The 12,958-nt window shown below is 31.4% G+C and carries 12 protein-coding genes and 1 pseudogene; 5 read left to right on the top strand and 8 right to left on the bottom strand.

The window, feature by feature from the left end; genetic code table 11:
• The first annotated feature begins 223 nt into the window (after positions 1 to 223).
• Complete coding sequence (guaA, locus tag GOY13_RS00510; RefSeq protein ID WP_175813917.1) at positions 224 to 1,786, top strand: glutamine-hydrolyzing GMP synthase; 1,563 nt, start codon at positions 224 to 226, stop codon at positions 1,784 to 1,786.
• 7 nt (positions 1,787 to 1,793) lie between these two features.
• Here guaA and GOY13_RS00505 read toward each other — a convergent pair whose 3' ends face one another.
• Entirely contained in the window at positions 1,794 to 2,504 is a 711-nt protein-coding gene (locus GOY13_RS00505; protein WP_175813916.1) for a TerC family protein, read from the bottom strand.
• A 265-nt stretch (positions 2,505 to 2,769) separates the two neighbouring features.
• On the opposite strand from GOY13_RS00505, the gene GOY13_RS00500 reads away from it, so the two are divergent.
• Both GOY13_RS00500 and purN read left to right on the top strand, forming a co-directional pair.
• Positions 2,770 to 3,285, top strand: coding sequence for a Na+/H+ antiporter subunit E (locus GOY13_RS00500; RefSeq protein ID WP_175813915.1), 516 nt, complete (start codon positions 2,770 to 2,772; stop codon positions 3,283 to 3,285).
• Positions 3,286 to 3,833: 548 nt separating this feature from the next.
• On the top strand, positions 3,834 to 4,400 hold the full coding sequence (gene purN / locus GOY13_RS00495; protein WP_175813914.1) for a phosphoribosylglycinamide formyltransferase: 567 nt from the start codon (positions 3,834 to 3,836) through the stop codon (positions 4,398 to 4,400).
• Between the two features lie 2 nt (positions 4,401 to 4,402).
• Here the strand turns inward: purN and GOY13_RS00490 are convergent, their stop codons facing one another.
• From GOY13_RS00490 to ribF, 4 genes are read right to left on the bottom strand one after another with little or no spacing between them, the layout of a single operon-like run.
• A complete protein-coding gene (locus tag GOY13_RS00490) occupies positions 4,403 to 5,713 on the bottom strand; it encodes a M16 family metallopeptidase (protein ID WP_175813913.1) in 1,311 nt (436 codons plus the stop codon).
• Positions 5,700 to 7,040 (bottom strand): M16 family metallopeptidase, encoded by a 1,341-nt coding sequence (locus GOY13_RS00485; protein WP_175813912.1) that lies wholly within the window; start codon positions 7,038 to 7,040, stop codon positions 5,700 to 5,702. The genes GOY13_RS00490 and GOY13_RS00485 overlap by 14 nt, the downstream gene beginning before the upstream one ends.
• A 35-nt stretch (positions 7,041 to 7,075) precedes the next feature.
• Positions 7,076 to 7,552, bottom strand: a complete 477-nt coding sequence (gene lspA, locus GOY13_RS00480) for a signal peptidase II (RefSeq protein ID WP_175813911.1) — start codon at positions 7,550 to 7,552, stop codon at positions 7,076 to 7,078.
• Entirely contained in the window at positions 7,549 to 8,481 is a 933-nt protein-coding gene (gene ribF / locus GOY13_RS00475; protein WP_175813910.1) for a riboflavin biosynthesis protein RibF, read from the bottom strand. The genes lspA and ribF overlap by 4 nt, the downstream gene beginning before the upstream one ends.
• A gap of 64 nt (positions 8,482 to 8,545) precedes the next feature.
• On the opposite strand from ribF, the gene GOY13_RS00470 reads away from it, so the two are divergent.
• Both GOY13_RS00470 and GOY13_RS00465 read left to right on the top strand, forming a co-directional pair.
• A complete protein-coding gene (locus tag GOY13_RS00470; RefSeq protein ID WP_175813909.1) occupies positions 8,546 to 8,914 on the top strand; it encodes a glutaredoxin domain-containing protein in 369 nt (122 codons plus the stop codon).
• Between the two features lie 125 nt (positions 8,915 to 9,039).
• Positions 9,040 to 9,909 (top strand): hypothetical protein, encoded by an 870-nt coding sequence (locus GOY13_RS00465; protein ID WP_175813908.1) that lies wholly within the window; start codon positions 9,040 to 9,042, stop codon positions 9,907 to 9,909.
• Positions 9,910 to 9,954: 45 nt separating this feature from the next.
• On the opposite strand, the pseudogene GOY13_RS00460 reads toward GOY13_RS00465, so the two are convergent.
• From GOY13_RS00460 to ruvA, 3 genes and pseudogenes are all read right to left on the bottom strand, one after another.
• Positions 9,955 to 10,462 (bottom strand): annotated as a pseudogene (locus tag GOY13_RS00460) (DNA-3-methyladenine glycosylase).
• A 340-nt stretch (positions 10,463 to 10,802) separates the two neighbouring features.
• Positions 10,803 to 11,789, bottom strand: a complete 987-nt coding sequence (gene ruvB / locus GOY13_RS00455; RefSeq protein ID WP_175813907.1) for a Holliday junction branch migration DNA helicase RuvB — start codon at positions 11,787 to 11,789, stop codon at positions 10,803 to 10,805.
• Positions 11,786 to 12,364: a Holliday junction branch migration protein RuvA gene (gene ruvA / locus GOY13_RS00450; protein WP_175813906.1), complete on the bottom strand. Its 579-nt coding sequence runs from the start codon at positions 12,362 to 12,364 to the stop codon at positions 11,786 to 11,788. Before ruvA ends, ruvB begins: the two co-directional genes overlap by 4 nt.
• Positions 12,365 to 12,958 lie beyond the last annotated feature (594 nt).

The raw sequence follows: 12,958 nt of genomic DNA, 5'->3' as shown, positions 1-12,958 counted from the left end.
ATAGTATCAGTGATAATAGGTAGTTATTTACATAACTTAGGCAAGCCAAGTTTCAAGAGTTGGTACTGAAAATAAGCTATTACATATGTAAAATTTCTGTTAATTTAAAATAAATCTAGACCAGCATGCACCATGCATTGAACCTTTGACAAGGTCTTAGTTTACTTACATTATCATTTTCTTTAGTATTAAATATTGTCATGAATAGTATGGAGGTGGTTTATTGTCGGTAATTGCTGTTATTGATTTTGGTTCGCAATTTACACAACTTATTGCAAAACAAGTCAGGGGAATGGGTGTCTATTGTGAGATATTCCCAGTCGATATCGATTTTAAAGCATTGACAAAATATAATGGATTTATTTTTTCTGGAGGGCCTCAATCTGTAGATGATACTTATTCTAAGGTAAGCAGAATATTACATGAGATTATAAAATTTAATGAGGTCACAAATATTCCCATACTTGGAATATGCTACGGGCAACAACTTGTTTGTCATTACTTTGGAGCAAAGGTAAGAAGGAAATTCAATCAGGAATTTGGCAAAGTTAAGATTAAAATACTGAAAGAATCTCCCATTATAAAAGGGGTATGGAGTGTTAATTCTGAAGTGTATGTGCTGATGAACCATATAGACAGTGTTGAAACTATACCTCAAGGGTTTACTGTTATTGCATCAGGTGTAGTGAATCAGACAATTGCAATAATTGTTAACGAACAGCGTAAAATATACTGTACTCAATTCCATCCTGAGGTTAAGCTTACAGCAAATGGTAATAAGTTACTCTCTAATTTCTTGGATATTGCAAATTGTGAGAGGGATTGGACGATAAAATCAATTATTGAAAAACAAAAAAAAGAGATTGAGAGTTTAGTGAAAGGGAAAAAAGTAATTGCTGCAGTAAGTGGTGGGATTGATTCAAGTGTTGCAGCAGCTCTCACCTATAAAGCTATAGGAAAGCAATTGAACTGTATTTTTATTGATACTGGATTATTGCGTAAAGGTCAAATCATTACTTTGTTGAAGGAAATCCCAGTAAACTACGTTGATAGATCAAGCTTGTTTTTAGGCAAGTTGAGAGGAGTAATTGATCCAGAAGAAAAGCGGAAGATTATTGGTAACACTTTCATTAAAGTATTCGAGGAAGAAGCAAAGAAAATAGGTGATGTGAGTTTTTTGATGCAAGGTACTATCTACTCTGATGTAGTTGAGTCAGGACATGCCTCAGGGTATACTAGTGTAATTAAATCTCATCATAATGTTGGTGGGTTACCAGAAAAAATGAATCTAAAGTTAATAGAACCTTTACGCTACCTATTTAAAGATGAGGTAAGAATTCTTGGAAAAGAAATTGGCCTTTCAGATGAAATAATATTTCAACACCCATTTCCTGGACCTGGGCTTGCAGTAAGGATAGTTGGTGAAATCAATGAAGAAAAGGTGCGAATTCTACGAGAAGTGGATGAAATATACATTAATACAATGAAAAGTCATAGTTTATATGATCAGATATGGCAAGCTTTTGCTGTACTGCTACCGATAAGAACTGTAGGTGTTATGGGTGATAGTCGTATGTATGGGTATGTTTGCGCTTTAAGAGCTGTAACATCTTCTGATGGTATGACAGCTGATGCATTTCCATTTGGAAATAAGAGTAAATTTTCATCAATATTTTTGAACTTTTTGCAGGATGTTAGCAGCATAATAGTTAATAATGTTGCTGGTATCAATAGAGTCGTATATGACTTAACTTCTAAACCACCAGCAACTATTGAGTGGGAATGATCTAAAACTATTTTCTCTTCTCTGTATAACGCACTTTTTTCTTTATATTACTTATAGCTTCTACAAGCAATGCAAATATTAATGAGAAGTATAAGTGCCCCTTTGATAATTCTATATGGAGACCTTCAAGTATTAGATAGGTACTAGCAAGTAAAATAAATAGAATTGCAATTGTCTTTAAACTAAAACTAAATTTGGTTATCTGAGTAATGTAGCTTGATAAAAATATTATTGCTAGTATAGAAAACATATACGCTATAGCAATTACAGCTGTGTTATGAGTGAATGCTATGGCAGTTAATAGTGAATCAACTGAGAAAATTAGGTCTGTTAATGTAATTTGCAATACGATCAGAGACGGTCGAGATTTGGTATCTATTTTTTTTTCTGGTTGCTTATATAAGGAAATGTTGTTCCACAACTCCATACTACTTTTAGCAAATAGAAATAATCCACCTACTATCATAAGTAAATCTTTTACCGAGATGTTTAGTGACATAATATGAAGTATAGGTTTTTGCATTGATAATATGTATGATGTAGAAAATAGTGCTACAAAACGCATTAACAATGCTAGTCCAAGACTTATGAGTCGTACTCTTTTTTTTAACGCATTAGATACATTGCCTAGAGATAGAGAAATGAAAATCAAATTATCTACATTAAGTAGAGTTTCAAGCAATATAAGTATTAGTAAAGTTTGAACTTCATCTAACATTTTCGTTCCAGATCTAATTATCCTAATCTACAGTAAATTTGTAAAAATTGAGTGACCTCTGCTTGGAGAAGTGAGAGGTAGTACTTCAGTTGGAGGTTTACATTGCACTAGGCTACTGCTGTTTTAATTTTTAGTATGCTAGAGTGCAATAACGATTTATTGCAGGTCTTAGTTTCTTTCTATGTCCTAAGTTAGGTTTTTATAATATGTAAGTTATAAAGGCTATGTCTTCCTTGAAGAGATAATTTAAGTTATACTGCAAGTTATGGATTTTAAGCAAGAAATCAAGTTCTCTTCTCTGTCATTTATAGTTTTGTTTTCTCTGTGGGCTATGTTATCTGGCTACTCTGAACCTTTTTCCATTCTTTATGGGGTATTTTCTTCTATATCCGTGTTATTCATTTTTAAACGACTAATGAATGCTGAAAGTACCTTTAATAAGATTTTGAATGATACGGGGAAGTTATCATTTTACAAATTATTAGTAAATTATATACCATGGCTAGTATGTCAAGTTATCTTATCAAGCATTTATGTAACAAGAAAGGCTTTACAGGCTAGACTTGAGCTTAAGCCAATCGTCATCATAAAAAAATATGAAGGGCATAATGATAAAAGCATTGCGTTATTTGCAAATTCAGTTACAATAACTCCTGGTACTTTAACTATTGATGTTATAAAAAGGCGAAAAATATACATATGTACTATGTGTTGGATGGATGAAAGCCTTAAAAGTGATGTTTCTCAAATGGAAAATAAAGTTTTAAAGGTGCTTGTTTAGTTAAGCAATTATCCTAAAATATTTTAGGGTAATCTACTCTCTTAGTAGGCTTTCAAGCTTTCTTTTGAGCATTAGCCTGTTAAAATAACATAGGCCTTTTAGGCCTAGATGAGTATGTTGTTTTTTTCTTAACTAATTAAATTTGTATGGAGTGTATCTTCTATAATCTCAATAGTAACAGACTTATTTAAAAATATATCTCCATTCATTCGTTTACTCTTATTAAGATGTATTGATTTCAAGCTTTTTACTTATATAAAAATCCTACAGTTGAGCTATTCTAATAATAGAAATAGGTTGCTATCTTGAAGAACAAGCTATTACCTTCACGGTATTTTTCATCGTTTTTAGTAAGGACCATGAGATTTGCTCATTTTTGTGTTATATATGTGTTAATTTATTCTTTTAATTTTGACCCACTAATAGATTGTAGTGTGCTTTATTAAAAAGTAACAGCAATATGTTCTGTTTTATGTAAAATAAGTTTGATAATATTAGCTATCTTATTAATATTAGTTATTACATGAATGCTGAGCTAGTTTATTATAATGAAAAAAATAAAACTCGGAATACTAATTTCCGGTAGGGGATCTAATATGCAAGCCATAATAAGAGCAAGCCAAGATCGAAATTTTCCTGCAGAAGTTGTATGTATTATTGCAAATAACGATAGTGCAGGTGGCCTAAAAATAGCAAAGCAAGTAGGAATCTCATCATTTCTTGTTAAGAATAAACCACTTGACATTGATAAAATTCATAAAATACTTATACAACATAAAGTTGATTTAATTTGCCTTGCTGGGTTTACGAGGATTTTAAAACCTGACTTCTTAAATAAATGGTATAACAAGGTTATAAATATTCATCCTTCTTTGCTTCCATCTTTTAAGGGCTTAAATGCTCAAGAGCAAGCTCTGAAGGCAGGTGTTAAAATCACAGGTTGTACTGTACATTATGTTACTCCTGAGGTTGATTCTGGAGCTATAATCGCTCAAACTGCTGTGCCAGTGCTACCAAATGATAACGTTGTAAGCCTCTCGGGACGCATCCTAGCTGAAGAGCATAAATGCTACGTGGAAGCGGTAAGGTTAGTAGCAGAAAACATGAACTGTTAACCTTAAATACTTCTCCCAACTTTTACAAAAAACAAATTTTTAGGATCCAGTAAAGAACTTGCTAATTTATTTACTTCTTCTAATTTAACTTCATTAATGATATTTGCATAATTGTTTATGTAATTAATATTACGACCATTTATTTGCATGCTATCAAGCAGTATAGATATCTTTGTGTTATTGGATAAGAGGAAAGCGAAGTTGTTTATTAGACTAGCTTTTATATCCTCGAATAACTGTTTATCAATTCCTTGCTTTTTTGTTCTGCTCAGTATGTCTTTCACTACTGATATAGCTTTACTGGCAGTAGAACTATCAGTGCTTATAAACCCAGATATAACATTTCCATGTTTATTGGACACAATGCTCATATTAACATTGTATGTAATACCTAGGTTTTGCCTTAACTCTTTCATCATAACTGAATTTAGCCCAATACCACCAAGAGCATTAATTAAGATGACAGCTTTATAATAATCAGGATCTTCATAAGCTATCCCTTTTTGAGCAAAGAGTATTACACTCTGTGGTATATCCATAAAAATGTTCTCACTTTCTGTAGAATCGAAATCACTTTTTACAGGTATCTTTTTAACTTTCAGCCTTTTTGTTGGTAGCTTGGATAAATATTTATCAAGTAATGCACAAATTTCTTCTCTTTTTGTACAACCAACAACACTGATAACTATGTTATCTTTAGTGAGGTTATGCTTTGTATATGTTAAAATATCATCTCTAGTAATACTCATTATAGTATTAAAAGTTCCATATTCACTTTTTGAATAAGGGTGATTTTTAAATAAGAGCATATCCAGTTTTTTAGTAGCAATAAAGTAAGGATTTTTTTCGAGATTGTTGAAGTTGATTTTAGCTTTCTCAAAAATTCTATTTAATCCTGCGTGATCGACTCTAGGGTTCGTTATAGCATCACTGAGCAATGAAATTGCATCTTCTAAGTTTTCAGATAAGGTGTTTAACGAAACTTTAAATGCTTCTAAGCTGGTGCTAAAACTTAAGTTTATTCCTTTATTTTCAAGCTTTCTCGCGAAATCTTTAGAATCATTTTTCCCTGCTCCTTCTTGAATCACGAGAGAAGTGAACCAAGTTAGCCCATATTTTCCTGCATCCTCATATGCATAACCTGCATCCTTAAATGATATACTTAACGAAACCTTTGGTAAATCACAATTTTTGACAAATAAAAACTTAAGTCCTTTATAAGTAGTAACTTCTTCTATATTTATGCTACCGCTTGCTTGTAAATTAAAACCTAGATAGAAAAAAAGTAGAAATATAAATTTACTTATTTTCATTATAACCCTCTTTTGAGAGCAAACGACCAATTAGTTTATTACCAGAAAAAATAGTCCGAACTTTGCTATTTATGTCGTCTAAATCAACATCTTTAATTTTGCTGCATGAGATGTCTATTTCATTAAGTGGAATGCCAAGTGCTAGATGTGGTATGTAAAACATTGCTATATTAGTTAAGTCGGATAGCTTATCGAATTGTGCTGATTTGTATTTAAATTTTGCACTTTGTAGTTCTTCATTTGTTATACCTTCAGAAATAAAACTGCTAATAGCATTAGCTAGCTCTCTTTCGATGAGGTCTAACTTCATCCCATTTTTTGGAATTATTTCAATGTCAACGTAACCATCCCCGAAAACTAAACCATTATAGTATGCATTTACTGAAATTGCAATGCCTTTATTTAAAACTAGATCTTCATATAGCTTACTGGACTTCCCTCCTCCTAGAATGTTAACTGCTAAATCAACAGTAAAAATTTCATCTATTTTCTTAAATAAGGGAACATGATAGCGAAAGTACAAAATAGGTTCTTTCACTTCAGTACTTTCTAAAGTTACCGATAAATCTGCGCTATGTACTTGATCTTGATTTGGGTAATATCTAATTACAGGCTTAGCTTTAATTTTCCCATATTTTTCTTTTGCCAATCTAACTACTTCGTCAAATTCTGCATCTCCAACAACCATCAGTATTGCATTATTTGGGTGGTAATAATTGTTGTGAAACCTTAGTATGTCGTTTCTATTGTAAGTTTTTATATCACTCTCCCATCCAATAATAGATTTACCATAACCGGCACGGTAAAATGCACTGTTCATTTCTTCCAACAATAAGTTGTTAGGATGATTATCAAATCTCATTTTCCTTTCTTCTAATACAATATTTTTTTCTCTATCTATTTTATCTTGAGTAACGTTAAAATTATCCATTCTATCTGCTTCAACTTCCATTATTAATGGTAAATCTTTTCTAAAAGCTAATTCATAGTAACATGTGTATTCCCTGGTAGTAAATGCATTAAATTGCGCTCCAATGCTGCTCATGATTGATTTTATATCTTTAAATTTTCCTGTGGTTTCAAACATCAAATGTTCAAAGTAATGTGCTAATCCTGCTTTACCGATTGGATCATCAATCCCTCCAACTTTATATATTACTGCATGTAATACAGCTGGAGTTCGATGATAAGGTACAAAATAGATATCTAATCCATTACTTAGCTTAGTATATTTTAGGCTGTATTCTATATTTGAAGCCTTTAATGGGGCTGAGTAGTGGAAAAAAAACATAGATAATACAAATAAGCTAAAAATCTTGTGAAGCATTATTCTAAACCTAATAGATTGAACATAAGAGTATTTTACATATTGTTCTGTTTGGAAATAAGCCTATCATGTAGGTACCATCTATATAACAATATAAACATTCCACAGGTTATATATATGTCAGCCAAATTAAAAGTTGGCCAGTACCAATTGCCAACATGAAAACATATAAAGTCATATACAGCTCCCCAATAGATTCTGTCTGCTACATTCCCGATTGCTCCACTAACCATCAAGGAAAGGCTAAAATAGGTTAACTTATCGTTGGACTTATGTATCAAATATGTAAGTATGCTAATTATTGATATTGAAAATATTGAAAAGAAGAAATCGCTATACGGCAAAGTACTAAACATTCCAAAACTAATTCCAGAATTCCATATTTCAACTAATTTCATAAAGCTAGTAACTTCAATTACCTCTCCTTCGTTAATTAATGAATTTATGTACAATTTGCTTACCTGGTCAGATGATACCATAATTAATATGATAATTAAGCATAATTTTTTCATAAATTTGCCTTCAACTGGTAAGCCTCAAGTATGTCATGATTTATTTGTTTTGTTAATTCATCAATACTATGGAATCTTTTTTCTGGCCTAATAAATTTTAAAAGTTGTACATTCACCTTATGATCATATACATCCTCATTAAAGTCGAATATGTGCATTTCTGCTATAGGCTTTTTCAAGTCGTTAAATGTAGGCCTCATGCCGATGTTAACAACTCCATATAGCCAATTTGGGTTATTGTCAGAAAATGCTGCCTTAGCATAATATGTACCAAACTTTGGTTTAATCATACAATCTTCTATTGTAATATTTATGGTTGGAAACCCTATTTTCCTACCTCTGTATGCACCTTTTGTCACAACACTAGAAATTTGATAGGCCCTGCCAAGTAACTTATTAGCAGATTCTATTTTACCTCTTTGTATGCACTCCCTAACTAAAGAAGAGGAACATAGTTCTCCATCAATCATTAATGGGGCTAGTTTAGTTAAAGAATACCCATGTATTTCAGAATATTTCCTTAAAGTTAATGCATTGCCCAATCTTTTATAACCGAAAGTGCAGTTCTCTCCAACAACTATATGTTTTGCTCCATATCTATCTATCAAAATTTTACTAATGAAGTCATCAAAATTTACTTGAGCGAAATCTTCATCAAAATCGATAATATATAAGTAATCTATGCTGTAGCTTCTGATTAGTTCTTCTTTATATTCTTGACTTATTAATCTGAAATTATTTTTGTTAAGTAAAACAGTTGATGTATGAGGTTCAAAAGTTAAAATTGCGGATGGCAATTTTCTTTCCTGAGATATCTTTTTTAGAGAAGAAATTACAAACTCATGTCCTAAATGTATGCCATCAAAATTTCCAAAAGTTAATGCTATATCACTCTTTGTCACTTGGTCACAGTTATAAATAACTTTCATATAACTTGATGTTATAAATATTTCTTATATAATAGCTATATTTTATGAACTACGGAGATAAATTGTGAAAGATCCTAAAAGAAAAGTTGTAATATATGTGAAGCAGAACTGCCAGTTCTGCAAGAAAGCAAAAGAACTGCTGGATAAAAAAGGAGTAGAGTATAAAGAAATTGATGTGCTCGAAAATTTAGATCTGTTTGATGGTATAAAATCAAAATACAATGTTAAAACAGTTCCGCAGATCTTTATTAACGATGAAAATGGTAATTATATATACCATATTGCTGGATATGATAAGTTGGCAGATCTTGAGAAAGAAGGAAAGTTAGATGATATGATAAATAATAGCAAAAATCATATTGATGCTACACCATATACAGGTGACAATTATGAGTATGAAGAGTCTGTTATGCCAGACGATAATTTTATGTAATATATTATTACACTTTTATTGTTACTTATTGCATAAGTGAAAAAATTTGTATGCTTGCTTAAGCTATTTTTAATGAGTTGAAAATATAATTCATTATTAGATTGGGTTTTTGGTGGGCAAGAGCTATGAGAAATATTTCAATTCTTAACAAGAATTTAATTAGTATCGAGCTGGTTAATAAACGAGATTTAGAAAATTTCATCAAAATTTTCACAGTACTTGATAAATATATAGCAGCAAAAACGCTTTTTGCAGAAGAAGTAAAGATTGAATATAGTCAACGTGACAGCACACAGGTTGTTAATTTGCTAAAAAGCTCAGGTTTCATGTATTATGATATTGAAAATATACTGCATCATTTGAGTAAACATGGAGTAAGAATACCGGGCAGTGTTATAGCGTGTGCTCTCTTTTCTGCATATAACAACGAACTTGAAGCTAAGGATATAGCATTTTCCCTTTTCGAAGGATTTCCACAATTCAATATTAGAATAAATAAAAACGTCTTCATAATAACTCCTATGAATGAAAAAAATTTGGAGTTGAATTCACAAAATAGCAAAATGTTTATAAGATCATTAAAAAGTGAAAAAGGTATGTACGATTGTATAGTTAAAGAAAATACTATTAATATAGTAGCCCACTCTGAAATGCATTTGGTTATAAATTCTATTGTAGGGTTACTGATAGAGTCTTGCTTTCTAACACAAGGAGAAGAAGTAAAACTCAAAAAAAGGCTAGAACAACTTGCTTTTAAAGATCGAGCTTTTGTTGAGTATTTTAGCATAAAAACTATAAATAAGTATCCACATGATCATCCTTTGAGGAAATATAAAAACCTTACTAAATGTATAGAAAATATTTTGTATAATTTTGTAAAGAATGAAAATAGTCAATTTGTTGTAGAGCAGCTGAGTAGGTTAAGCTTAGATGTTTCTCCTGATACTCCGAGAGTTATTACAAAAACTATAGATAAGCTTATTAAGTTCCATTGAGATATTTTTATATTATTAATATGGATATTAATACTAACAACAAAGTTAAAAACTCTTAAATCTCCAAAATTTCTCTTTACCTTTACTAATCCCAATTCTTGGAGTACAAACGTAATTTGGTTTTAAGTGAGATTCGTAGATACAAAATTCATGGCTTATAGTAAGATCTTTTTTATTGTGTTCTTTTGTAATTTTTAATTTTTTACATAATATTCCTGGCCCATTTAGATTTTCCTCAAGCGGTTTGATAAGCTTCAATCCTCGTATTAACACTGCAGCTGGAAATCCTTCCGTTTCTGTTACGATATTTAAACAGTAATATATTCCATATATAAGATATACATATGAAAACCCAGGGGGGACCAAACATTACTGAGGTTCGATTAGTATAGCCTTTTACAGCATGACAAGCTGGGTCATCCATTCCTATATAGGCTTCAACTTCAGTGATTACTCCATAAAAGCTAGCAAGTTTTAATACTTTCCCCAATAACTCTCCAGCAATAATCAAGGTAGGCTGCTCGTAGAAATTTCTTGGCATTATATTATTCATTATATGAAATAGTTACTTACATTTGTAAGTAACTATACTGTTTTATTTCCTATTAGTTAATATAGGACATGCATCTTTGAGAGATATAGATTAATATTCTTATATTTTATATATCTATCATTTTTTTAAAGATGTTACTAACTTTGGTTAGTAGTACTTCTTTATTGTAATTGATGTTTATCATTATTCACTGTCTAAAAGGAAAGATGCTTTTTTGATCAATTTAAACTGCCTTCTAAGAAAGCTCTTTTACTATAGTGCACTGCTAGACCTTTAGTTTTGTTATTAACTCTGGAGCAGGTGCATTTTCTTGAGTTCTTAAATCTTATCTGGCATATACTCATGTATTAGATTGGAGGCTTAAGTACTCTTCTGCTTGGTTGGTTAGAACTCGTCCTCTTGCTGTGCGCTTTACGAAACTGATTTTTATCAGGTAAGGTTCTATTATCTCTTCGATATTACCGCTACACTCAGATAATGCAATTGATATGGTATCAATTCCAACTGGTCCTGAAGTATTGAATAGAAATTTTAAGTAATCTATATCCAATTTATTTAATCCCATTTTATCTATGCCTAATTTTGATAGCGCAGAATCAGCAACTTCGTAAGTAATTTTTTTATCATCTTCTGTTTCAACAAAATCCCTTATTCTTCTGAGTAATCTTAAAGCAATCCTTGGAGTGCCACGTGCACGGTGAGCAATTTCTTGAATTGCATCGTTTGTAATTTCTACAGAAAGAACTCTTGCACCTCTTTTTATGATATCACCAAGTTCTTCAGAAGGATAAAACTCTAGGTGCAAAGGAATGCCAAAGCGATCCCTAAGCGGTGTGGAAAGCAATCCAAGACGTGTTGTTGCCCCAATTAATGTAAATGGTGGTAGATCTATCCTGAGAGTGCGAGTAGATGGACCTTCTCCTACTAATACGTCTAGACAAAAATCTTCCATAGCGACGTATAAAACTTCTTCAACACTGTGGTTTAATCTATGAATTTCGTCTATAAATAGAATGTCTTTTGCATTTAAAGTAGTAAGAACTGCAGCTAAATCTCCAGCTTTGTTGAGTAAAGGACCAGAGGTTGCACGAAAACTGACCCTTAATTCTTTGGAAACGATCTGTGCTAAGGTTGTTTTGCCAAGTCCTGGGGGACCATACAATAGAATGTGATCCAAGGCTTCAGTTCTTGTCTGTGCAGCGTTTATAAACACTCTTAAATTTTGTATTAAGCCTTTTTGTCCTGTAAAATCTTCAAGCCTCTCAGGTCTGATATTTAAATTAAGCGCGTTTTCAGCGTACTCTTTATTGCATGACATCAATTTCATAATGTTGAGAGCTCCTTAAGGGCCATACAAATAATATCACTGGTATCAAGGGTTGGTGACTTATCTTGTATTTTTTTTATTGCATCATACGCTTTTATTTTTTTATATCCAAGATTGATTAGAGCTGAAACAGCATCTTCTTTGATTGTATGTAAGTTGTTATTATTTATCCTTAATTTATCTACTTTATCGCTTAATTCAGTAATGATTCGATTTATGAGTTTCAAGCCGAGACCACTCATTTTGAGAGCTGATTTATCTTCACTGATGACTGCTAAAAACAGCTGATCCGGAGTTAGTTTACTCAAAATTGAAATTGCAGTCCTATAGCTAACACCACTCACTTTAACTAGCAAACGTAAGCACTGCTGTTCTTCTTTGCTGATAAAGCCATATAGTTGAGTAATGCTTTCTCTATTTAAGTAAGTTTCGATAAACAATTTTATTTTGCTTCCAATGGAGCATATACTCAATGTTTTAATTGAAAGATATACTACATATCCAACATCGTTTACATTTAATATTATGTGATCACTGTAAATTTCATCAACTATCCCGTTTAAACTTCCTATCATTTTTGACTCTATATGAGAGTTTAGTTTAAAAACTTCTGAATACTAGGTCAAGTGTTGATCTCATGATATTTACATTCTTACTTTACCATTCAAGCATTTTTCTTTGTCACTCATATCTCTTCTATGTTAGATTAATTTCTCTATAAATTATCTCTTAGTTCTTTGAGATGTTATCTCAGTGCGTCTATAGGATCAGAAAAATCCTAATATTGAGATCAAGCAAAACTTGATTTTAACTAAATTGTGGAACTGTGCAATTGAAAGCTAAACTGCATTATGCGCTAAATGGCACTCCCCTAGTATTGTAAGTAGTTTCTTGCTTAACTCAGTTAATTATCTTACATTCTTTTATTATTTACTAGAAGAGTAGTGTAAAAGATTGGTAAATGGTTATTTACTTTACTTAAAGCGACGTTTCACACTGTTTTTAAAACGATAAATCAAAGTTAAAAATAATGAAGTTTCAAAGCTTAGTCAATATTCTAGAGCACTAAATGGATTATAATAAGGCATTTATGAGTGGTATTATTTTTTTATTTGTTATAGAGAATATGTTTGCCAAGATTGGGATGGGAAAGAACTTGTAATAAAAAT

The organism is Wolbachia endosymbiont of Cruorifilaria tuberocauda, from assembly GCF_013365475.1.
In the GTDB taxonomy this organism is placed as follows: Bacteria; Pseudomonadota; Alphaproteobacteria; order Rickettsiales; family Anaplasmataceae; genus Wolbachia.
The sequence above is the reverse complement of the archived record's forward strand: the minus strand, read 5'-3'. Positions and strand labels throughout refer to the sequence as shown.